The 22,118-nt window shown below is 66.8% G+C and carries 21 protein-coding genes; 13 read left to right on the top strand and 8 right to left on the bottom strand.

Annotated elements, in window-relative coordinates:
- Positions 1–196: 196 nt before the first annotated feature.
- Complete coding sequence (locus tag ABIB38_RS03950; RefSeq protein ID WP_429201927.1) at positions 197–1,489, bottom strand: NCS2 family permease; 1,293 nt, start codon at positions 1,487–1,489, stop codon at positions 197–199.
- Positions 1,490–1,628: 139 nt separating this feature from the next.
- On the opposite strand from ABIB38_RS03950, the gene ABIB38_RS03945 reads away from it, so the two are divergent.
- Together ABIB38_RS03945 and ABIB38_RS03940 are read left to right on the top strand one after the other, a co-directional pair.
- Positions 1,629–2,831 carry a hypothetical protein gene (locus ABIB38_RS03945; RefSeq protein ID WP_429201926.1) on the top strand — a complete coding sequence of 401 codons (1,203 nt, stop codon included), beginning with the start codon at positions 1,629–1,631 and terminating at the stop codon, positions 2,829–2,831.
- Between the two features lie 398 nt (positions 2,832–3,229).
- Positions 3,230–4,408 carry a glycosyltransferase gene (locus tag ABIB38_RS03940; protein ID WP_429201925.1) on the top strand — a complete coding sequence of 393 codons (1,179 nt, stop codon included), beginning with the start codon at positions 3,230–3,232 and terminating at the stop codon, positions 4,406–4,408.
- Between the two features lie 44 nt (positions 4,409–4,452).
- Here ABIB38_RS03940 and ABIB38_RS03935 read toward each other — a convergent pair whose 3' ends face one another.
- From ABIB38_RS03935 to ABIB38_RS03915, 5 genes are all read right to left on the bottom strand, one after another.
- The gene (locus ABIB38_RS03935) at positions 4,453–6,795 is read right to left on the bottom strand and encodes an ATP-binding protein (RefSeq protein ID WP_429201923.1); all 2,343 of its coding nucleotides are present in this window, start codon (positions 6,793–6,795) and stop codon (positions 4,453–4,455) included.
- Positions 6,796–6,884: 89 nt separating this feature from the next.
- On the bottom strand, positions 6,885–7,145 hold the full coding sequence (locus ABIB38_RS03930; protein WP_429201921.1) for a hypothetical protein: 261 nt from the start codon (positions 7,143–7,145) through the stop codon (positions 6,885–6,887).
- A 122-nt stretch (positions 7,146–7,267) separates the two neighbouring features.
- Positions 7,268–7,537, bottom strand: coding sequence for a DUF5985 family protein (locus tag ABIB38_RS03925; protein WP_429201919.1), 270 nt, complete (start codon positions 7,535–7,537; stop codon positions 7,268–7,270).
- Positions 7,538–7,541: 4 nt separating this feature from the next.
- On the bottom strand, positions 7,542–7,802 hold the full coding sequence (locus tag ABIB38_RS03920) for a DUF5985 family protein (protein ID WP_429201917.1): 261 nt from the start codon (positions 7,800–7,802) through the stop codon (positions 7,542–7,544).
- 112 nt (positions 7,803–7,914) lie between these two features.
- Positions 7,915–8,247: a hypothetical protein gene (locus tag ABIB38_RS03915; protein WP_429201916.1), complete on the bottom strand. Its 333-nt coding sequence runs from the start codon at positions 8,245–8,247 to the stop codon at positions 7,915–7,917.
- A gap of 274 nt (positions 8,248–8,521) precedes the next feature.
- On the opposite strand from ABIB38_RS03915, the gene ABIB38_RS03910 reads away from it, so the two are divergent.
- From ABIB38_RS03910 to ABIB38_RS03900, 3 genes are all read left to right on the top strand, one after another.
- Entirely contained in the window at positions 8,522–9,310 is a 789-nt protein-coding gene (locus ABIB38_RS03910; protein ID WP_429202826.1) for a DNA/RNA non-specific endonuclease, read from the top strand.
- A 9-nt stretch (positions 9,311–9,319) separates the two neighbouring features.
- The gene (locus ABIB38_RS03905) at positions 9,320–9,583 is read left to right on the top strand and encodes a hypothetical protein (RefSeq protein WP_429201915.1); all 264 of its coding nucleotides are present in this window, start codon (positions 9,320–9,322) and stop codon (positions 9,581–9,583) included.
- Between the two features lie 261 nt (positions 9,584–9,844).
- Positions 9,845–11,944, top strand: coding sequence for a hypothetical protein (locus tag ABIB38_RS03900; protein ID WP_429201913.1), 2,100 nt, complete (start codon positions 9,845–9,847; stop codon positions 11,942–11,944).
- Between the two features lie 378 nt (positions 11,945–12,322).
- On the opposite strand, the gene ABIB38_RS03895 is transcribed toward ABIB38_RS03900, so the two are convergent.
- Together ABIB38_RS03895 and ABIB38_RS03890 are read right to left on the bottom strand one after the other, a co-directional pair.
- Positions 12,323–13,297, bottom strand: a complete 975-nt coding sequence (locus ABIB38_RS03895) for a sensor domain-containing diguanylate cyclase (protein ID WP_429201912.1) — start codon at positions 13,295–13,297, stop codon at positions 12,323–12,325.
- Between the two features lie 145 nt (positions 13,298–13,442).
- Complete coding sequence (locus ABIB38_RS03890) at positions 13,443–14,480, bottom strand: hypothetical protein (protein ID WP_429201910.1); 1,038 nt, start codon at positions 14,478–14,480, stop codon at positions 13,443–13,445.
- Positions 14,481–14,654: 174 nt separating this feature from the next.
- Between ABIB38_RS03890 and queE the strand changes: the two genes are divergently transcribed.
- The 8 genes from queE (at position 14,655) to nadC (ending at position 22,115) form a co-directional block, all read left to right on the top strand.
- Positions 14,655–15,290, top strand: a complete 636-nt coding sequence (gene queE, locus ABIB38_RS03885; protein ID WP_429201908.1) for a 7-carboxy-7-deazaguanine synthase — start codon at positions 14,655–14,657, stop codon at positions 15,288–15,290.
- A gap of 15 nt (positions 15,291–15,305) precedes the next feature.
- Entirely contained in the window at positions 15,306–15,749 is a 444-nt protein-coding gene (gene queD / locus ABIB38_RS03880) for a 6-carboxytetrahydropterin synthase QueD (RefSeq protein ID WP_429201906.1), read from the top strand.
- Positions 15,746–16,285, top strand: a complete 540-nt coding sequence (tadA, locus tag ABIB38_RS03875; RefSeq protein ID WP_429201905.1) for a tRNA adenosine(34) deaminase TadA — start codon at positions 15,746–15,748, stop codon at positions 16,283–16,285. Before queD ends, tadA begins: the two co-directional genes overlap by 4 nt.
- Positions 16,286–16,460: 175 nt before the next feature.
- Positions 16,461–17,390, top strand: a complete 930-nt coding sequence (locus tag ABIB38_RS03870; RefSeq protein WP_429202824.1) for an alpha/beta fold hydrolase — start codon at positions 16,461–16,463, stop codon at positions 17,388–17,390.
- Positions 17,387–18,328 (top strand): LD-carboxypeptidase, encoded by a 942-nt coding sequence (locus tag ABIB38_RS03865; protein WP_429201903.1) that lies wholly within the window; start codon positions 17,387–17,389, stop codon positions 18,326–18,328. The genes ABIB38_RS03870 and ABIB38_RS03865 overlap by 4 nt, the downstream gene beginning before the upstream one ends.
- A 109-nt stretch (positions 18,329–18,437) precedes the next feature.
- Positions 18,438–20,036 (top strand): ABC-F family ATPase, encoded by a 1,599-nt coding sequence (locus ABIB38_RS03860; RefSeq protein WP_429201901.1) that lies wholly within the window; start codon positions 18,438–18,440, stop codon positions 20,034–20,036.
- Positions 20,037–20,106: 70 nt separating this feature from the next.
- A complete protein-coding gene (gene nadA / locus ABIB38_RS03855) occupies positions 20,107–21,255 on the top strand; it encodes a quinolinate synthase NadA (RefSeq protein ID WP_429201900.1) in 1,149 nt (382 codons plus the stop codon).
- Entirely contained in the window at positions 21,252–22,115 is an 864-nt protein-coding gene (gene nadC / locus ABIB38_RS03850) for a carboxylating nicotinate-nucleotide diphosphorylase (RefSeq protein WP_429201898.1), read from the top strand. The genes nadA and nadC overlap by 4 nt, the downstream gene beginning before the upstream one ends.
- The last annotated feature ends 3 nt before the right edge of the window (positions 22,116–22,118 follow it).

Raw genomic sequence — 22,118 nt, 5'->3', positions numbered from 1 at the left:
CATGGGTTGCGCCTTACCGCACGGCGTACCCAGGGCGACCGGCCATCGTTCGTGGATCGTGCGCGACCGTGATGGTAGCCGCGAGTTGGCGGACATTGTAACGCAAGGACAGCACGAAGCGATGCAATCGGGCACGTACCGGGCGCTGTTTAGTCGCGACCGGCGCGAACGACCGGTCACTTTTTCTGCGGGCGGCTCAGGCGCCGACGTAGACGATCTTGAAGGCGAACAGCCCCGCGATCACCCACACCACCGGCTTGACTTCGCGCGCGCGCCCGGTCAGCAGCTTGAGCGCCGCATAGCTGATGAAACCGAAGGCGATGCCCTCGGCGATCGAATAGGTGAACGGCATGGTCAGGGCGGTGATGGCGGCCGGGATGCTCTCGGTGCTGTCGCCCCATTCGACGTCGCCCAGGTCGGACAGCATCAGGCAGGCCACGAACAGCAGCGCCGGCGCGGTGGCGTAGGGCGGCACCACGGCCGCCAGCGGCGCGATGAACAGGCAGGCCAGGAACAGCGCGGCCACGGTCAGGGCGGTAAGGCCGGTGCGCCCGCCGGCCTGTACGCCGGACGCGCTTTCCAGGTAGGCGGTGGTGCTCGAGGTGCCCAGCACGCTGCCGGCGACGATGGCGCCGCTGTCGGCCAGCAGGGCCTTGTTCAGGCGGTCCATCTTGCCCTCGACCAGGAGGCCGGCGCGGCGCGCCACGCCCATCAGGGTGCCGGTGGCGTCGAACAGTTCGACCAGGAAGAACACCAGCACCACGTTCAGGATGCCGGCCCCGAGGGCGCCCACGATGTCGAGCTGGAACAGGGTCGGCTCGATCGACGGCGGCAGCGAGAACAGGCCCTGGTAGGTGTTCCCGCCGAAGAAGAAGCTGAGCACAGTCACCAGCACGATGCCGATCAGGATCGCGCCGCGCACGCGCAGGCGGTCGAGCGCCACGATGACGAAGAAGCCGACCACCGCCATGATCGCGGCCGGCTGGTGCAGGTCGCCGGCCTTGACCAGGGTGGCTTCGTTGGCGACCACGATGCCGGCGTTCTTGAGGGCGATCAGGGCCAGGAACATGCCCAGGCCCACCGTGATCGCGATCCGCATCGAGCGCGGGATGCCGTCCACGATCATGGCGCGCAATCCCACCATGGTGACCAGGATGAACAGGCAGCCGGAGATGAACACGGCGCCCAGCGCCGCCTGCCAGGGGATGCCCATGCCGAGCACCACGGCGTAGGCGAAATAGGCGTTCAGGCCCATGCCGGGCGCCATCGCGATCGGATAGTTGGCGTACAGGCCCATGAGGGCGGTGCCCCCGGCGGCCACCAGGCAGGTGGCGACGAACACCGCGTCCTTCGGCATGCCGGCGTCGCCCAGGATCGAGGGGTTGACGAAGATGATGTAGACCATCGTCAGGAAGGTGGTCAGCCCGGCCATCATCTCGGTGCGGATGTCGGTCTTGTTTTCGCTGAGTTTGAAGAGTCGTTCGAACATGGGGGACTTTCGGGATAGGTTTTTGCCCGAAGCATAACACCGGGCCACCGCGCCTGCACCATGGCGCTACGCCGGCCCACGCGGCGGTGTTACCATGCCGGCTCGAACCTCCCCAATTTTGCCCATCCATTTCCACACTATGCCGAAGAACAAGCGTCCCGCACCCCGCACCTCGAACAACACGCGCGAACCCGACACCGACGCACAAGCCCGGCTGATGGCCGACATGGCCCTCGAGATCGCCGAGCGCGAGGACGATGCGGCGCAAGGCGACGAGCAGGCCGAAGCCCTGGCCGGCCTGGTGCGCAAGGCGATCCGCAGGAAGCATGACGAGGTGCTGTACGAGGCGATCGAACTGGCGCGCTACACCGACCCGCTGGCCTGCCGCCTGCTGCGCGCGCGCGTGGAAGAAGAAGCCGCCACCCTGCGCATCCGGCGCGACGACGGTCCCGAATATGAGATCGACGCCTTCCTGGTGCCGCTGTTCGTGCGCAGCCGCGGCGGCCTCGATGGGCGCGAGAACTTCCAGGACCTCGAGGCCTTCGAGCGCCTCGCCGCCAGCTTCCAGGAACACGGCCTGGAAGGCAAGGGCGCGAAAGTGGTGCTGCTGCAGCATGCCTACGACCTGGGCGAGATCGACCACATCGCCTACGGCACGCTGCACCAGATGCTGCGCGAAGCAGCCGCCTCGCTGCTGGAAAAGAAGCTGCAGCCGGCGCCGACCATCGAAGCGAGCATGCGCGGCTGGACCGGCGAGCCGGTGGCGCCCGACGAGACCGCGCTCGAACTGCGCTTCCTGCTCGGCTTCTCGCTCAAGCGCGCCGACGATCCGTTCTACCAGGCGCCGCCGGACGAAGCGGGCAGCGACGCTTATTTCGCGGCCCGCATGGAGCGCTACCGCGCCTGGACCGAAGCCGTCGCCCCGCTGGTGGCGCGGGTACTCGCGCGCGACCCGGAGCGCCTCGAGCTGAACTTCCTCTACCAGGACCTGTTCTATGGCGCCAAGGAGCAGGGCGTGGCCGAACTGGCGATGCTCGGCGTGCTGGCCGAAGCCAAGCGCCTGCTGGCGGCCAAGGACCTGGCGCCGGACGCGGTGCACGCCGCGGTGGCGCCGCTCGACATGGGCGAGCACGTGATCCTGCGCGCCAACCTGTATGCGCTCGACGGCGGCCAGCCCTGGGGCAGCGTCGACAAACCCGTCGACCTGGCCGCCGACCTGGCCGCCGAGGTCGACGAATTGTGCGATGCACTACTGGCCCTCGGCCTGGAGGGCGTATCGGTCGCGGCCGGCTTCAGTGCCGACGGTCACGCCGAAGGGGCCGAGCCGTATCACCCTGTGTAAGGTCCCGCCGCCCGCGCCGTGCGCTGCCCCGATATGGGCGCATTTGCGACCGCAGGGGCGGTAAACAACCGTTTTCGGCCAGGGAATCCAGTGCAACGCGTAAAGTTTTCGCCGTTTTTTCGTAGTGGATTTGCCTGTGTTGGTGTAGGACGCCGCTTACAGAAAGTTGCTGGATAGACGAACTCTCCCTATGAAGCCCAGCCGTAGGCCAGTAATCTTTAGTTACATTCGGTGCAATGTTGCTTTGCACAACTGAAAATATTGGGAAAATTGCATGATACGATTCCGTGGTCCGACCGGCTTCCCGTGCGCGCCACAGCCTTGAACAGAATGATAAGGACCGGTCCGGTTTTACTTGCCAAACTACTAGAACGCCGCCGAGGCGAAAGGAAATCGACATGCCGACCCTGATCGTGTTTTGCCACCTCCGCTGGGATTTCGTGTTCCAGCGCCCGCAGCACCTGATGACCCGCCTGGCTGAACACTACAACATCCTCTTCATCGAAGAACCGATGCACACCGAAGGCGAGGCACGTCTCGAACAGACCACCGTCGCACCGAACATCACCGTCTGCCGCCCGCATACGCCGATCCAGCAGTTCGGCTTCCATGACGACCAGTTGCCGACCCTGCAGGTGCTGCTGGCCGACCTCGTGCCCCTGGACGAGGCGCCGATCGTCTGGTTCTACACCCCGATGGCGCTGCCGCTGCTGCAGGTGTTCAAGCCGTCGAAGGTGATCTATGACTGCATGGATGAACTGGCCATGTTCAAGAATGCGCCGAAACAGCTGCTGCAGCGCGAAAGCGCGCTGCTGAACATCGCCGACGTCGTCTTTACCGGCGGCCCGAGCCTGTACCAGTCGAAGCGCGACCGCCACGCCAACGCCCACTGCTTCTCGAGCAGCGTCGACGCCAAGCACTTCCGCCAGGCCCAGGACCGCGCCATCTCGCACCCGGACCAGGCCCATATCGCGTATCCGCGCCTGGGCTTTTATGGCGTGATCGACGAACGCTTCGACGTCGACCTGGTCTCGAGCATGGCCGATGCCCACCCGGACTGGCAGATCGTGCTGGTCGGCCCGGTCGTCAAGATCGACCCGGCGACCCTGCCGAAGCAGCCGAACGTCCACTACATGGGACAGCGCACCTATGACCAGCTGCCGCAGTTCCTGGCCGGCTGGGACGTCTGCCTGCTGCCGTTCGCGATGAACGATTCGACCAAGTTCATCAGCCCGACCAAGGTGCTGGAATACATGGCGGTTGAGCTGCCATGCGTGTCGACCCCGATCACCGACGTCAAGGTGCCGTATGGCGACGTGGTGGAGATCGCCGAATCCCACGCCGACTTCATCGCCGCCTGCGAACGCCAGCTGGCGCTCGGCGACGACGAGCGCCAGGCGATGGCCAGCCGCATGCGCGACGTGGTGGCCGGCACCTCATGGGACCTGACCGCCAGCCGCATGCACGAGCTGATCGGCAACGCCGTCCCGAGCAACAAGGTCGAGCGCTTCTTTGCCAACAGCCAGGAAGCGGTGCGGTCGACGGCGGAGAAGATGCCGGTGGCGCAGGTCGGCTAAAATCGCGCCGGCAGGCGGATCTCCGCCTGCGCGCCCGGCTCAACCTAACTCCTCCTGAGCACCTGTTCGATCGCCTCGACCGTCGCCGGCTTGGTCAGGTGCTCGTCGAAGCCCGCCGCCCGGGTTCTGGCCCGGTCGGCTTCTCCACCCCATCCCGTGAGCGCCACCAGCCGGATGCCCGCCAGGCGGGCGTCCTGCCTGATCGCCGCCGCCACTTCGTAGCCGGACATGCCCGGCATGCCCAGGTCCAGGAACACCACGTCCGGCATCAGACTGGGCAGCATGCGCAGCGCCTGGCGGCCGTCGTTGGCCACCGGTGCGCGGTGGCCCATCATGTTGAGCAGGGCGGCCAGCGTGTCGGCCGCGTCGCGGTTGTCGTCGACCACCAGCACGCTGCGCCCTGGCGGCGCGGCCTCAAGGGCCGTCCCGGTCGCCCCGGCCTCGAGCGCCGGCAGCGCCGCATCGGCGACGAGCGGCAGGCGTATCGTGAAGGCGCTGCCGGCGTTGACGCCGGCGCTGGCGGCGCTCACGCTGCCGCCATGCAGCTCGACGAGGCTGCGCACCAGCGACAGGCCGATGCCCAGCCCGCCGGATCCAGCCTGCTGCGCCTGACCGACCTGGGTGAACATGCGAAACACGTCTTCCAGCGCCTCGGGCGCGATCCCGATCCCGTTGTCGGTCACCGTCACCACCGCCTGCTCGCCATCGCGCCTGGCTTCCAGCGCGATGCGTCCGCCCTTGGGCGTATAGCGCGCCGCGTTGTTCAGCAGATTGCTCACCACCTGGGTCAGGCGGGTGGGGTCGGCCTCCAGCACCAGGGCTTCGTCCGGCAACCGCAGTTCGAAACCGTGGCGCGCCGCCTCGATCAGCGGCATGCTGGTCTCGACCGCGGCTGCCAGCACCGTCGCCAGGTCGACCCGCTCGCGCCGCAGCTCGACCTGGCCGCGCGTGATGCGCGCGACGTCCAGCAGGTCGTCGACCAGGTTCACCAGGTGGTCGAGCTGGCGCTCCATGATGCCGTGCACGCGGCCGACCGCTTCGCGGTCGTCGGGCGAGCGTCGGATGAACTGCAGCCCGCTGCGAATCGGCGCCAGCGGATTTCTCAGTTCGTGCGCCAGGGTGGCGAGGAACTCGGTCTTGAGGCGGTTGGCTTCGGACAGGTCGGCCGCCATGCGTCGCAGCGCGGCCTCGGAGCGGCGCCGTTCGGTAATGTCGGTGAACAGCACCGCGACGCGACGCAGCTCGGGCGGACCCAGCCGCGTTGCGTGCACGTCGTACCAGCGGTCCAGGCCCCGCGCCTCGTTCTCGAAGCGCACCGCCTCGCCGGTTTGCGCCACCCGGCCATAGATCTCGAACCAGTGCTGCTCATGGGTGGGCACCAGCTGGCGGATCGTCTTGCCCACCGCATCGACGAGGCCGGTGTGCTTGACGAAGGCCGGATTGGCCTCGACGAACAGGTAGTCGCACGGCTGGCCATCGCCGTCGTAGATCATGTCGATCACGCACAGGCCCTCGTCGATCGAGTCGAACACGGTGCGGTAGCGCTCCTCGGTGGCGCGCAGCTGCTGCTCGGCCTCGCGCTGGCGCGTGGCGTCCATGACCACCCCGTGCACTTCGCACGGCGCGCCATCGTCGTCGTACTCGACGTGGCCGCGCGCGATCATCCAGCGCCAGCCGCCGGCGGCCGCGCGGATGCGGTAGGTGGCGGCGTACGCGCCGCCGCCGTCGATGGCGGAATTAATCAGCGCAATGGTCGGGGCGATGTCGTCCGGATGAAACGCCGCCAGGTAGGTGGCGAGCGGGGCGTCCAGGCGCCGCTCGCGCGGCACGCCGAACAGCGCCGCCATGCGGGCGTCGGCGCGGAGCCGGTCGGCCACGATGTCCCACGACCAGATGCCCAGCTCGGCGGCCTCGACGATGCGTTCCAGGCGCGAGCGCGTCTGTTCCAGTTCGGTTTCGGCCCGGCGCCTTTCGACCTGACTGTCGAAGGCCTCGGTGTAGAAGCGCGCCTTGGCGCGCAGGATCGTCGGCGAAAGCGGTTCGGTGAGCACGGCGATGGCGCCGGCGTCGTATAGGTATTCTTGTGGGAAGGGCAGGGGTTGCGGCAGGCCGAGCGCCACGATCGGGGTGCGGCTGGAACGCGGGTTGGCGCGCACCGCCCGAATGGTCTCGAGGATGCCCTCGGCGTCGCCCGCATAGCCGACCAGGATCAGGGGAAAGTCGCCCGTGCGCGCCTGTTCCAGGCCGGCGGACTGGGTGGGCGCGCGGACGATGGCCTGGTCCAGTTCGCACGAGACCTGGGTGACGATCGGGTCGTCGATCGCGCGCTTGCAAATGAACAGGATGCTCCTGTCCCCGGTGTGCGGTAGGGTGTCGGTCACAGACATCGTTGCCCGAGAATTATGGTTATTTCGGCAATTTAAATAGCTCGCAGGGCCATGTCAACGATGTTGCGTCTTCCCGTGCGGTGTTCTCGTCAGGATTTGTCAGGCACCTGCTGCGAAGGAACGGGCGTGCGCAGCGCCTCGGGAACGGCATCGGCGATCCCCTGCGATGGCGCCTGGCCGATGCGGCGCGCCTCGTCGGACTGCTGGTCGAGGCTGACTTCTTCGGCCACGTCGAAGCGGCCGTCTTCCGCGCCTTCGTCGCCCGGCAACAAGTTGTCGGAACGGTTGTCCTGGCCGCCGGCGGGAACCGGGACGTCCTGCCTGCGGTCCGAATGATCGGGAGTGCTCATGAGGAACTCCATGACATAGTGGATGTGTTTTGATTATGAGGCAGCGGCTCTGCGTCAGGCGCACGCCAGCGCCGCCTGCGCGCGCCTGCAAGCAACGAGCGCGTCAGGCGCGCATCGACTGCTCACGGGCCACGCTTTTTACGCGGCAAGTTCTTTTCAAGGATGGCCCACAAGATCAGGCCATAGGCCAGCAGGCGGATCAGGTAGTGCAGCGGCGAGTACTCGCCGCCGTCGTCGCGCAATGCCGCATACACGCGGTGCAGCCCCTCGATCGCGAACGACAGGGCGAAATACAGGAAGAAACGGTCGCCGCTGGCGCGCCAGAAGCGCAAGAAGAACAGGGCGATGGTGATGGAAGCCATGGCAATGGCGCCGGCCAGCAGATCGGTCATCGCGTCAGTCCTTCTCGTAGATCAGGCCGTACAGCAGCAGCAGGCAGGCCACCAGCGCGCTGGCCTGACGCCACGGCAGCAGGTCGATCTCGGTGGGGAACACGACCTTGTCCAGCAACAGCAGCAGATTATTCAGGGTCATCCCCGTGAAGCAGGCGCCGCTCCAGAACAGGAGGCGGTGGCGCGTGCGCCGATAGCCGGCGAACAGCAGCACGGCGCACGTCAGCGAGGTCAGCATGCAGAGGGTATAGATCAATTGGCCCATATCACATCATCCCGAAGGGTATGCTCATTATTCGTGTCGGCGCCTGGCGCCCGCTCATTACGTCCGATTACTTCAGTGTCTTGCATGCAGATAGGCTGACCACCGTTTCCTTTCACCCGTCCTTGCGCAGCCGGAAGGCGTCGGCGAACTGCTGGGCCTGTCGCTCGAGGCTGGAGTGGATCAGGTGGGTCACCTCCACCAGGCGCCGGGCATACAGGTCGGCCAGGCGGTCGATCCTGTCGCGCAGGGCCTCGCTGGCAGGCTCGTAGCGGTAACAATGGGCTGCGGGAGGATCGCAGGGCTGCGCGATGCCCGCCGTGCATAAATCGATCAGCAACTGGCCCGCCACGCGCTCGCGGATGTAGAGCCGGCTGGCCAGCATCGCGCTTTCCCACTGCTGGGTGGGGTCGGCGCGCAGCAGCAGCATGGCTTCCAGGAAGGGCACGGAAGGAACGCTCGTCAGGACGAAACGGCGCAGATCCTCCGGTATTGACGGGTGAGTCATTCGTGGCGAACTTGTTTCCCAAATGGAAAATCTAATTGAGAAAGCGTTAATTTTAAAACATTCCGCGTGGAATTGCTCACACAATTGTGCGCACCGTTGTGCCTCGATCATCCGCACGATTGTGGCTGGCGTCGCGCACCCATCGACGCAAACTTTATGCTCAAGAGCACCTGCTCAGCTAAAATGCCCGCTTTCTTCACCTGGCCGTTCCATGATGCTTCGCTCCACCCTGGGCAGACTGCTTGCCCGCCTTGCCGTCGCCGGCGCCCTGTTGTCCGCCGGCGCTGCGCAAGCCGACAGTTGTCCCGTCCACTACCTTGACGGCCGCCCACCCGAGATCCAGAACAAGAAACTGGCCACGGCCACGCGCGAGCTGTGCTACGGCGTGTTCGGGGTCGTGCATTCGGGCGTGACGCGCACGCCGCTGTGGTCGGCCGAATACGTGCGCGCCGATAATCTCAAGCGGGCCCAGGGCCTGGACCGCGACGACAAGTTCCACGCCGAGCAGCGCCTGCCGCGCGGCCAGCGCGCCGAGCTGTCGGACTATGCGCGCAGCGGCTTCGACCGCGGCCACCTGGCGCCGAACGCCAACATGCCAGACCGCCGCACCCAGCGCGAGAGTTTTTCGCTGGCCAATATGGTTCCGCAAGACCGCGACCACAACCGCCACATCTGGGCGCCGATCGAGGGCGCGGTGCGCACCATGGCGAAGAAGGAAGGGGAACTGTACGTGATCACCGGCCCGGCCTTCCTCGGCGCCAGCCTGAAGAAGGTCGGCAACGTGATCGTGCCGACCCACCTGTACAAGGTGGTGTACAGTCCGCGCCAGAAGCTGGCGGCGGCCTGGTTCACCGAGAACCGCGCCGATGCGCCGATCAACGTGGTGCCGGTCGCCGAACTGGAGCGCATTGTCGGCATCGAACTGCTGCCGTCCCTGTCCGCGAAGCAAAAAGAACGCATGCTGCGCCTGCCGAAGATCAAGCAGCGCAAGAACCGATCGTAAAGGAACGCCATGAGCAAGAAGAAACCCGCCTCCTTCGCCCCGTTCGCCAACGAGGCCGACGTCGCCGGCATCGGCGACCTGATGCTGGAAAATCGCGTCGACCGCATCACCATTTCGGGCGACGTCGATCTGACCGCCGACCTGGCAGGGCTGGACAAGGCGCGTCGCCTGCACGCACTGCTGGGCGAGATCGTGGCGGCGCTCGAGGCGCGCGATCTGCCGGACGTGCTGCCGCCGCCCGAGATCAAGACGATCGACAACCCCTTCGCTTGAAGCGCGGCGCACCGGTTCCGGTGCGCTCCCCGCGCCGGGCGCCAGCCCGGCCTTTCCCCGCTTTCTCTCTTTGTCGTCCTGCGCCTACAGCCCCGTCCGGCTGTGCGCCGACGCGCGATTTCGCTTTGTTCTGACATTAACTTTCCAGTAGTCAATGGTGTGCGAGCCCCATCAGTATTGGAGTAATCTTGACAACAAAGCGCATACGGTGCGGCGACGTCGCCGCTGGCGCCAGAACGATCATTTTTTGGAGGAACGACCATGCAACACACTCTTGTCGCGGTGTTCGACAACCGCACCGATGCGCAGAACGCCATGAACGAACTGCTGTCGTCGGGCTTTATCCGTACCGACGTGCGTCTGTCGAACGCTGACCCGACCGGCCAGACCGACAGCGAGACCGGCCGTTCCGACCTTGGCGCAGAACGCAGCCACGATGGCGATACTGGCATCACCGCCAGCATCAAGAATTTCTTCAATGACCTGTTCGGCTCGGATCACGCGGAACACGTGAGCCGTTACGAAGGCGCCGTGACCCGCGGCCATCATGTCCTCACCCTGATCGCCGTCTCGCTGCCGGAAGTCGAACGCGCCGCCGACATCGTCGAGCGCTATGGCCCGACCGACATCGACGAGAGCTCCAGCGGCATGCCGGACATGGCGGCGGGCGGCATCAGCGCCGGCGCCATGCGCATGGGCAGCAGCGCCGGCATGCAGCAATCGTCGTCGATGTCGGCCCAGTCGGGCGCGCTCGGCAATGCGCAAGCGGCGTCGGCTCCCAAACTCGACAATCCCGGCGACCGCGAGCTGTTCCAGCAGCGCTCGATGAACCAGGACGTGCCGGTGGGCGGCACCCACCAGGAATCGATGGGCAACAGCGGCCTGACCGCCACCGGCGGCACCTCGCTGCAAAGCTCGACGCTGCGCGACGACCCGGTGCAGAATGCGCCGCTCGAAGGCAGCCAGCAGGGCGGCCTGTCGGCCGGCAGCGCGCAACTGGACAACGACCGCATCGCGGCCCGGGGTGCAAATACCGCTTCGACCGCTGCGACCGCGTCGACCGGCTCGACCGCTTCGGCGGCCGGCGCATTGTCGAACAATACCGCTTCCATCCAGGGTTCGGCCCTGGAAGGCTCGATCCGCAGCGACTCGCTGCAGCGCGATCTCCAGGGCAGCCATACCGGCGGGCTGGCGGGCGCAGGGGCGAACCTGGACAAGCAGCGCAGCGGCGTGCGCATCTTCTCGCGCGGCCAGGCGGGGCAGGCCGATCCCGCGCTGGGCCTGGGCGCCGGCTCGGGATCGAGCGCCTCGGGCTCGTACGACGGCGACTACCGCGACCATTTCGACACCACCTACGGCGCCAGCGGCGCGTCCTACGACGACTACCTGCCTGCCTACAGCTACGGCAGCGAAGCCGCGCGCAGCGGCCGCTACACCAACCGTGCCTGGGACGACATCGAAACCGACCTGCGCAGCGACTGGGATCGCCGCTACGCTGCCGGCGGCGAGCCATCGACCTGGGAAAAGATGAAGTCCGCGGTGCGCCACGGCTGGGAACGCATGACCCGTGACGATGACGATGGCCTGTACCGCAGCCACTACGACAGCACCTATGCGTCCAGTGGCACCAAGTTCGAGGAGCTGAAACCGGCCTACTCCTACGGCAGCGAGATGCGCCGCAGCGAGATGTATCGCAACCAGCCCTGGGACGACGTCGAGGGCACGCTGCGCACCGGCTGGGACAACCGCATCGACGGCACGCGCGACTTCAGCACGACCGGCAGCGACGCCAGCGAGCCGTCGGCCTGGGATCGCGTCAAGAACGCCGTCCGTCACGGCTGGGACCGCATGACGGACGAGGACGACGAGTACTACCGCAATCATTGGAACACCACGTACGGCGCCGCCGCCGGCTCGTACGACGAGTACCGCCCGGCCTACAGCTATGGTTCGGAAATGGCGCGTGATGACCAGTACCGCGGGCGCAGCTGGGACGCGGTCGAGACCGACCTGCGCAGCGACTGGGATCGCCGCCATCCGGACGAGCCGTCGACCTGGGACAAGATGAAGTCCGCCGTGCGTCGCGGCTGGGACCGGATGACCGACGGCGATAACGACGCCTATTACCGTAACCACTGGAGCTCGGTGTATGGCGCCACTGGCGAGGCGTACGACGAATACCGTCCGGCCTACAGCTACGGCTCGGAAATGGCGCTCAACGACAGGTACCGCGGCCGCCCGTGGAACGACGTCGAGACCGACCTGCGCAGCGACTGGGATACCCGCTATCCGGGCGAACAGTCGACCTGGGAGAAGATGAAATCGGCCGTGCGTCACGGCTGGGAGCGCATGATGCGCTGAGCGCGCTAAAGCGAACTCCAGGAGTTGCGATAAGCTCGCACTCCTGGGTTAGCCGCCAGCATGTCGTCCCCGCGCAGGCGGGGATCCAAGTTAGCCAGCGGTGCAGCAAACTGGACAGGACCAGTGCTGCAAGCTTGCCTTGGGTCCCGCCTCCCGCGGGGGCGACGTTTTCAGGCCTACATATCTGGTCAGGACCTGACCTGTATCCCTCACACCTGCGCCGCCGGCGCGATCGTCAGCGCCTGCGGCTTGATGTTCAGCTTCGTCGCGCCGATCTCTCTGTCCTCGTTCAGCAAGGCCCGCGGCCTGTTGGCGTCGTATTCGACCGGCGCGAACGCGTCGCTCGCCCCGGTGCCGGGGCTGTGGAACTTCCCGTGTTTACGCCGCTTCCGTCATCGGCAGGCTGATGCGGTTGCGTCCCAGGTGCTTGGCGCGGTACAGGGCGGCGTCGGCGATCGCGACCAGCTGGCTGGCATGGTTGTCGGGCCCGGCAATGGCGGTGGCGGCGCCGATCGACACCGTCACGTGGCCGGCGGCGAAGCGGCATGGCAGCTGCAACTGCTCGACCCGGCAGCGGATGCGCTCGGCCACGATGGCGGCGCCTTTCAGCGACTGGTTGGGCAGGATCACGGCGAATTCCTCGCCGCCGTAGCGCGCCACCAGGTCGTTGGCCCGCATTTCGCTGGCCACCGCGCGCGCCACCCGTTTCAGGCATTCGTCGCCGCCCAGGTGGCCATGGGCATCGTTGTAGGCCTTGAAGTTGTCGACGTCCACCATCAGCAGCGACAGCGGCTGCATCTGGCTGAGCGCGCGCGCCCATTCCGCATGCAGGGTGTCGTCGAAGCAGCGCCGGTTGGCCAGGCCCGTCAAGCCGTCGCGCGTGGCCAGTTGCTCGAGCGCGAGCTGCGCCATCTTGGCGTCGGTGAGATCGCGCAGGGTCTCGACCACCGCCGACAACTGGCCGCTGGCATCGAAGATCGGGCTGGCGTCGGCCGCCAGGTAGCGGCGCCGGCCGGCGCGCGGCATGTCGCACCAGGTTTCGATCGACAGCGCAGCAGGACAACGGCCGTCCGCGCCAATGGTGGGCCGGGGCTCGTCGCGCCGGCCCTTGAGCACCATGTCGGCCAGGGTGGGACGCTGGATGTCGTAGAAACTGCGCCAATGGTCGCCGGTGCCGAGCACTTCCGGCGCCGGCACGCCGGTCAGCTGCTCGCAGGCGCGGTTCCAGATCATGACGCGGGCATCGGTGTCCAGCACGAATACCGGCACCGACAGGCTTTCCATCAACTGCCCCACGAATGCGACGTCCTGGACCAGGGCTGTCGGGCCTGTGCCGGTGCTGGGTGCGCTCATGAGCCGTCCTCTGCGAATGGTTGCGGTGTCGAAGAGCGGCAATCAATGTGGTGCCGCCAGGGACCGATTCTGCAACCTGCGCCTGTTCGGGCCATTGATTTTAAGCAAGGACAATGGCGAGGGGGCATTTTGCAACGCTGAGCGGTCAGGCGGCCTTCGGGGTGAATGCGGGCAGGCCGGGCGCCGGATCGGGCAGCGGGTCGCGCACCGGAGCGCGCACCGGATCTGGCGCCGCAGCGCGCACCGGCAGCGAGAGCGTCCAGCGGGCGCGCCGCCCGGCGCTGACGGCGATCCGCAGCACGCCGCCCATGGCGCGGATCTGCTCGACCAGATCGACGGGCAGGGCGGATACGTCGTCCACCGTGCCGGCGCAGCCGTCGATCTCGAGGCCGAGCGTGCTGGCGCCTTCGAGCAGCCGCACCCTGAGTTCGCTTTCCGGCCCGCGCTGTGCGACACCCGCATTGCCGGCCCCGCGCGCGGCGCCGGCCAGCACGTCCTGCAGCACGCGGAACACGGCCAGGCGCGCCGCCCGGTCCTGGCCGGCGCGCGAACTTGGATCGACGCCGGCCTCGAAGCGGTAGCCCAGGCCGTGGCGGTGAGCATGCTCGGCCAGGCAGCGCTCCAGCGCCTGGCGCAGGCCGTCGCCCGAATGCGCGCCGCCGCGCAGGCCGCCGCCGACGGCGCGCAGTGCATGGATCGCGCCGTCGATGCCGCCCAGCACGCGGTCGAGGTGAGTCAATAGCACCGGGGCGGGCGTCGCCTCGGCGCACTCGCGCAGACTCGCCATCTCATTGCGCAAGCTCGACAGGCGTCGGCCAAGCTCGGCCTGCAATTCGGATCCGATCCGGGTCTGCTCGCCTGCGCCTGCGCGCGCGCCGTCGGACTGGCGCACCAGTCGGCACAGCAGGTCGTGGTTGTCGGCCAGCGCTTGCTCGGACTGGCAGCGCGCCTCGCGCTCGGCCGTGAGCTGGTCCTGCAGCGCGCGCGCCCGTTCGTCGGTGACGACGCTGCGGCGCAGGCCGATGTAGGCCAGCACCAGGGCCGCCAGCGTGACCATGACGCAGGCCAGCACTTCCGGCGCCGCGCCGCGCCACGGCAGCGGCACCAGCGCATGCGCTTCGCTGGCCACGGCGCGGTGGGAAACGAAAGCGAGGGATGCTAGGAGAACCGATGACTTTTTCATGGGTAGCCTCTTAACGGATTCGGAACATTCCGTAGGACCATACCGCCGAGCAGCTGGTGGAATCTTGTTTCTTCTCAAACACCCAATCCGCACCCGGTTTTTGTGGAACCCAGGCAACCCCTCAGCGGCGCGCCGCTCGGCGCGTTATAATGGAAGGTTGACGAGAGGCTTACCGTGACTTACAGCATCAAAGAGATCTTCTATACCTTGCAGGGCGAGGGCGCGCATGCGGGACGGCCGGCCGTGTTCTGTCGGTTCTCCGGCTGCAACCTCTGGACCGGGCGCGAAGCCGACCGTGCGAGCGCCGTGTGCCAGTTCTGCGACACCGATTTCGTCGGCACCGACGGCGAGCGCGGCGGCAAGTTCAGGGACGCTGACCTGCTGGCAGCCGAGATCGACGGCCTGTGGCCAGCCGCTCATCCAGCCAGCAAATACGTGGTGTTCACCGGCGGCGAACCGCTCCTGCAGCTCGACCGCCCCCTGATCGACGCCATGCATGCGCGCGGCTTCACCATCGCCATCGAAACCAACGGCACCCTGCCGGTGCCCGAAGGCGTGGACTGGATCTGCGTCAGCCCCAAGATGGGCTCGACGCTGGTGGTGCACAAGGGCAGCGAGATCAAGGTCGTCATTCCGCAGCTCGGGCAAGACCTGGCCGCCTATGAGGGGCTCGACTTCGAGCACTTCTACGTGCAGGCGATGGACGGCCCGCTGGCCGCGCGCAACATCCGGCTGGCGATCGAGACCTGCCGCGCCAATCCAAAATGGAAGCTCAGCCTCCAGACCCATAAACTTCTTCAGATTCCTTAACGATCCACACGCAGCATGTTGACCATTACCCGCAAGCTCGAATTCGATGCCGGACACCGGATTCCCGACCACAAGAGCCAGTGCCGCAACCTGCACGGGCACCGCTATACCCTTGAGATTACCCTGACGGGCCAAGTCATCGATTCCGATGGCAATTCCGACAATGGCATGATCATGGATTTTTCCGACGTCAAGGCGCTGGCAAAGCAGCATCTGGTCGATGTGTGGGATCATGCCTTCATCGTGTACGAAAAAGATGACAAGGTACGTGACTTCCTGGCATCGCTGCCGGACCACAAGACGATCGTGATCGACCGCATTCCAACCGTCGAAAACCTGGCCCAGGTGGCGTTCGACATCCTGAAGGCCGTGTTCATCGACCGCTACGGCACGGGGCTGCGCCTGCACAAGCTGGTGCTGCACGAAACCCCGAACTGCTGGGCCGAGATCACGCAATGACGCCGGAGTCGACCTTCCAGGCCGCGCAGGAAGTGTCGGCCGCGAGCGCGGCGCCGGCCGAGGCCGGGCGCTACATGGCGCTGGCGCTGGCCCAGGCGCGGCTGGCGTGGGAGCGGGGCGAGGTGCCGGTCGGCGCGGTCGTGGTCAAGGACGGCGAGGTCATCGCAACCGGCTTCAACCAGCCGATCAGCGGCCACGACCCGACCGCCCACGCCGAGATCGTCGCCCTGCGGGCGGCGGCCGACAAGCTGGGCAATTACCGGCTGCCCGGTTGCGAGCTGTACGTGACCCTGGAACCCTGCATCATGTGCTCGGGGGCGATGATGCATGCGCGCCTGGCCAGGGTCGTGTACGCGGCGCTCGACCCCAAGACCGGCGCCTGCGGCTCGGTCGTCGATCTGTTCGCCGAAGACCGGCTGAACCACCACACCGAGGTGGTCGGCGGCGTCATGGCCGAGGAGGCGAGCGCCTTGCTCAAGGCCTTCTTCGTGGAGCGCCGCAACGCCGCGCGCAAGCCGGCTAAGAGCCTAGAGTAAGGGCAGGCCGGGCGGGCAATCGCGCCATTCCAGCAGGCGAAGCGCCATGCGCGCCAATTAGCTGCTATGCTGTTTTCAAGTCGCGATGACGGCACCGCCGTCCGACCATAGGGATGTGAACCACGAACAGCATCGGCGCCAGGCTGGCGCCACCCACGCGCTCCTGAACGCCGTCATGCCTACCCTCCACGCCAATGGTCTGCGCATCGCCTTCGACACCGCGGGCGACGCGAAAGCCGCGCCGCTGCTCCTGATCCATGGCCTCGGCATGCAGCTGACCAACTGGCCCGACGAATTCGTCGAAGGCCTGGTCGAGCTCGGCTTTTACGTGATCCGTTTCGACCACCGCGACAGCGGCCTGTCGACCAAGTTCGAGCAGGCCGGCACGCCGAATCTCGCGCTGGCGCGCGTCAAGGCCGCCCTCGGCTGGCCGCCGCGCTCACCCTACGGCATCGACGACATGGCGGCCGACGCCCTCGGCGTGCTGTCGGCGCTGGGCGTGGCGCGGGCCCACCTGGTGGGCGTCTCGGCGCTGGGCGGCATGGTCGCCCAACAGCTGGCCGCGCGTCACCCGCAGCGGCTCTTGACCCTGACCTCCATCATGTCCACCAGCGGCCGGCGGGCGCTGCCCGGACCGAGCGCGACCGTGCGCAAGGCGCTGGCCAGCGGTCCCGCCGACCCGGCCGATCTCGACAGCCTCATCAACCACGCGGTCGGCCAGCTGCGGCTGCTTGGCAGCCCGTCCTATCCGACCCCGGACCGGCAGCTGCGCAAGCGCGTCACGCGCTCGATGCGGCGCTGCTATTGCCCCGGCGGGAGTGCGCGCCAGATGCTGGCGCTGCTTGCCGCCGGCGACCGCAGCGCGCTGCTGCCGGCGATCGCGGCGCCGACCCTCGTCATCCACGGCGCCGCCGATCCGTTGCTGCCCGCGGCCTGCGGGCAGGACGTCGCGCGCCGCATCGAGGGCGCGCGGCTCGAGATCATCGAAGGAATGGGCCACGATTTGCCGCCCCAGCTGGTCGAGCGCATCCTTGCCTTGATCGACTCCCATGCTCGGGGTAAGATGTTGCCAAACTCAACACCCCGGCTTTTCGTCAAACAGTGATCACCTCCCGTCCCGGCATCGCCATCGTGGCGCCAGCCGGCTGCATTGCCGAGCCAGACGCACTCGAGCGCGCCATTGTGCGCCTCGAGAAGCAGGGCTTCGTGGTGCGTAATTACTACGACCACAGCTGCAGGCACCAGCGCTTCGGCGCCACCGACGAGGCGCGCCTGGCGCAGCTCCACGCGGCCGTGGCCGACCCGGACGTGCACCTCGTCATCGCCCTGCGCGGCGGCTATGGCATCAGCCGCCTGCTGCCGCGCATCGATTTCGAGGCGATCGCCGCCAGCGGCAAGATCGTGGTCGGCTTTTCCGATCTGACCGCCCTGCACATGGGCCTGATGGCAAAGGCGGGCGGCCTGAGCTACGCCGGCCCGATGATCGCGGGCGACTTCGGCGCGCCGGAGTCGGTCGCGGGGGCGGTCGCGGAGTCGGTTGCATTTACGCTCGACGACTTTTTCGCCTGCCTGGCCGGCCCCACCCATACCATCACCGAATGTGTCGCCGGCAATCCGGCGCTCGACGTGCGCGGCACCGTCTGGGGCGGCAACCTGGCCATGATCGGCGCAATGGTCGGCACGCCATACTTTCCGCGCATCGACGGCGGCATCCTGTGGCTCGAGGATATCGCCGAACACCCGTACCGGATCGAGCGCCTGCTGCTGCAACTGATGCAGGCCGGCGTGCTGGAACGCCAGCGCGCCGTGGTACTGGGCGACTTTTCGGGTTATCGCCTGGGGCCGCTCGACAACGGCTACGATTTCGACGCCATGCTGTCCTACCTGCGCCAGACCCTGCCGCTGCCGGTGGTGACGGGCCTCTCGTTCGGCCACATCGAGCGCCGGGTCACCATCCCGTTCGGCGCCCAGGGCCGCCTGGTGTCCGATGCCGACGGATTCCGCCTGACCCTGTCCGACTATCCGACCTTGCGCCGGGTTTGAGCCGCGCGTCACGGTCTGCGCCACTGTCGGGAAACCAGCCTGATTCGCCCGCCAGGGCGCGGAATGGTAAAATAGCCGGTTAATCAAATATGCTTTTTGGGGTAATACAGTGCTATCCACAGCCAATATCACGATGCAATTCGGCGCGAAGCCGCTGTTCGAGAACATTTCCGTTAAATTTGGCGAGGGCAACCGTTATGGCCTGATCGGCGCCAACGGCTGCGGCAAGTCGACCTTCATGAAGATCCTGGGCGGCGACCTCGAGCCGTCCGCCGGCAACGTCAGCCTCGATCCGGGCGAGCGCCTGGGCAAGCTGCGCCAGGACCAGTTCGCCTATGAAGACGTGCGCGTGCTGGACGTGGTCATGATGGGCCACACCGAGCTGTGGAACGCGATCGCCGAACGCGATGCGATCTACGCCAACCCGGACGCGACCGACGACGACTACATGAAAGCGGCCGAGCTCGAAGGCAAAGTGGCCGAATACGACGGCTACTCGGCCGAGGCGCGCGCCGGCGAACTGCTGCTGGGCCTGGAAATCGGCACCGAGCTGCACCAGGGGCCGATGAGCGCCGTGGCGCCGGGCTGGAAGCTGCGCGTGCTGCTGGCCCAGGCCCTGTTCTCGAATCCGGACATCCTGCTGCTCGACGAACCGACCAACAACCTGGACATCAACACGATCCGCTGGCTGGAAAACATGCTCAACGAGCGTAACTCCACCATGATCATCATTTCCCACGATCGTCACTTCCTGAACCAGGTCTGCACCCACGTGGCCGACATGGACTACGGCACCCTGAAGGTCTATCCGGGCAACTACGACGACTACATGCTGGCCTCGACCCAGGCGCGCAACCAGCAGCTGGCGAACAACGCCAAGGCCAAGGAAAAAGTGGCCGAGCTGCAGGACTTCGTGCGCCGCTTCTCGGCCAACAAATCGAAGGCGCGCCAGGCGACCTCGCGCGCCAAGCAGATCGACAAGATCAAGATCGAGGAGTTCAAGCCTTCTTCGCGCGCCTATCCGTTCGTGCGCTTCGAAGGCGAGAAGAAGCTGCACCGCCTGGCGGTGGAAGCCGAGAACATCTCGAAGGCCTACGAGCGCCAGTTGTTCAAGAATTTCTCGATCATGGTCGAGGCCGGCGAGCGCATCGCGATCATCGGCGCCAACGGCGCCGGCAAGACCACGCTGCTGCGCGCGATCGGCGGCGACCTGTGCGGCCTGCAGCCGGACACCGGCCGCGTGAAATGGGCCGAGAACGCCAATCCGGGCTACATGCCGCAGGATCCGACCGAGGAATTCGCCAGCGGCGAAACGCTCACCGACTGGATGGGCAAGTGGACGCAAGAGGGCGACGACGACCAGGCCGTGCGCTCGATCCTGGGCCGCCTGCTGTTTGGCGGCGACGAAGTCAAGAAGTCGGTCAAGGTGCTGTCGGGTGGCGAAAAGGGCCGCATGATGTACGGCAAGCTGATGCTGGGCCGCCACAACGTGCTGTTGCTGGACGAACCGACCAACCACATGGACATGGAATCGATCGAATCGCTGAACATCGCGCTCGACAAGTACGCCGGCACCCTGATCTTCGTGTCGCACGACCGCGAGTTCGTGTCGTCGCTGGCCACCCGCGTGATCGAGATCCGCGAGAACGACGTGGTCGACTTCCCGGGCAATTACGAGGAATACCTGCGCAGCCAGGGCATCGACTGACCGTCGCGCAGGCATCGGTTTGAAGGACGAGGCGGGGCTGGTCCCCGCCAACGCGAGGAGACGCGCGAGCATGAATACCGTGACAGTACCCATCAAGACCTACGAATACGACCGGCCCCAGGCCGGCATGGCCTGTACCGCCGAGGCCTGGGCGAAAGTGCCGAGCGCGCCCGACCTGGCCGAGCGCGCCGAACTGAAGGAGCGCATCCGGCGCCTGCTGAAAGAGAAGGGCGCCGTGCTGGTGGCCCACTACTACGTGGACGCCGACCTGCAAGACCTGGCCGAGGAGACCGGCGGCTGCGTCTCGGATTCGCTGGAGATGGCGCGCTTCGGCCGCGACCATCCGGCCCACACCCTGGTGGTGGCCGGCGTGCGCTTCATGGGCGAGACCGCCAAGATCCTCAGCCCCGAGAAAACCATCCTGATGCCCGACCTCGACGCGACCTGCTCGCTCGACCTGGGCTGCCCGGCCGACGAATTCGCGGCCTTCTGCGACCAGCATCCGGACCGCACCGTCGTCGTGTACGCCAACACCAGCGCCGCCGTGAAGGCGCGCGCCGACTGGATGGTCACCTCGTCGATCGGCCTGGACATCGTGGCCGAGCTGCACGCCCAGGGCAAGAAGATCCTGTGGGCGCCCGACCGCCACCTGGGTTCCTGGATCCAGGCCAAGACCGGCGCCGACATGCTGCTGTGGCAGGGCTCGTGCCTGGTGCACGACGAGTTCAAGGGCGTCGAACTCGACCTGCTGAAAGCCGAGTACCCGCATGCCAAAGTACTGGTGCACCCGGAGTCGCCCGCCAACGTGGTGGCCCTGGCCGACGCGGTCGGCTCGACCACCCAGCTGATCACCGCGGCCCAGACCATGGACGCGACGCATTTCATCGTCGCCACCGACAACGGCATCCTGCACAAGATGCGGATGGCGGCCCCCGGCAAAACCTTCATCGAGGCGCCGACCGCCGGCAACAGCGCAACCTGCAAGAGCTGCGCGCACTGCCCGTGGATGGCGATGAACGGCCTGCGGAATGTCGCCGATGCGCTGGCGAACATGGAGTCGGGCGCGAACGAGATCCACGTCGACCCGGCCGTCGGCCTGCAGGCCAAGCGCGCCATCGACCGCATGCTCGACTTCGCCGCCGCCAGGCGCACCAAGGCGCTGCCGACCGGCAAACTGGAAAACAATGCCCCGATGTTCTCGGGGGTAGGGCCCGCATGAGCACACTGAACAACCCCCACGCCCAGTTCGACGACAAGCTGCAGGCCGCCTTCGAGCAGAACATCCTGGCCGCGCTGCTGGAAGACGTCGGCGCCGGCGACCTGACCGGCAAGCTGGTACCAAGCGATACCCAGGTGACGGCGCGCGTCATCGTGCGCGAAGCGGCCGTGCTGTGCGGCGCGCCGTGGTTCGAAGGCCTGATGCTGGCGGTCGACCAGGACACCGAGATCGACTGGCACTATGCCGAAGGCGACCTCATGCCGCCTGACTCGACGGTGTGCACGATCCGCGCCAATCCGCGCTCGCTCCTCACCGCCGAGCGCGGCGCGCTGAACTTCTTGCAGCTGCTGTCGGGCGTGGCGAGCGCCACCCGGCGCTACGTGGACGTCATCGCCGGCACCGATGCCGCGATCCTCGACACCCGCAAGACCTTGCCGGGCCTGCGCCTGGCGCAAAAATACGCGGTGCGCGTCGGCGGCGGCAAGAACCAGCGCATGGCGCTGTATGACGGCATCCTGATCAAGGAAAACCATATCGCGGCGGCCGGCGGCGTGACCGCCGCGCTGCAGGCGGCGGCCAGCCTGGATTCCGGCGCGCCGGTGCAGATCGAGGTCGAGACCATCGCCCAGCTCGAAGAGGCACTGGCCGCCGGCGCCAAGTCGGTCCTGCTCGACAATTTCGACCTGGCGCGCATGGTGGAAGCGGTCAAGGTGAATGCCGGCCGCGCGCTGCTGGAAGCGTCGGGCGGCGTCAATATGGAAACGGTGCGCGCGATCGCCGAGACCGGCGTCGACCGCATCTCGGTCGGCAGCCTGACCAAGGACGTGCGCGCGACCGATTACTCGTTGCGCATCGTCTGATCG

The sequence above is a fragment of the Massilia sp. UYP11 genome (assembly GCF_050434805.1).
Taxonomy (GTDB): domain Bacteria; phylum Pseudomonadota; class Gammaproteobacteria; order Burkholderiales; family Burkholderiaceae_D; genus Telluria.
The sequence above is the reverse complement of the archived record's forward strand: the minus strand, read 5'-3'. Positions and strand labels throughout refer to the sequence as shown.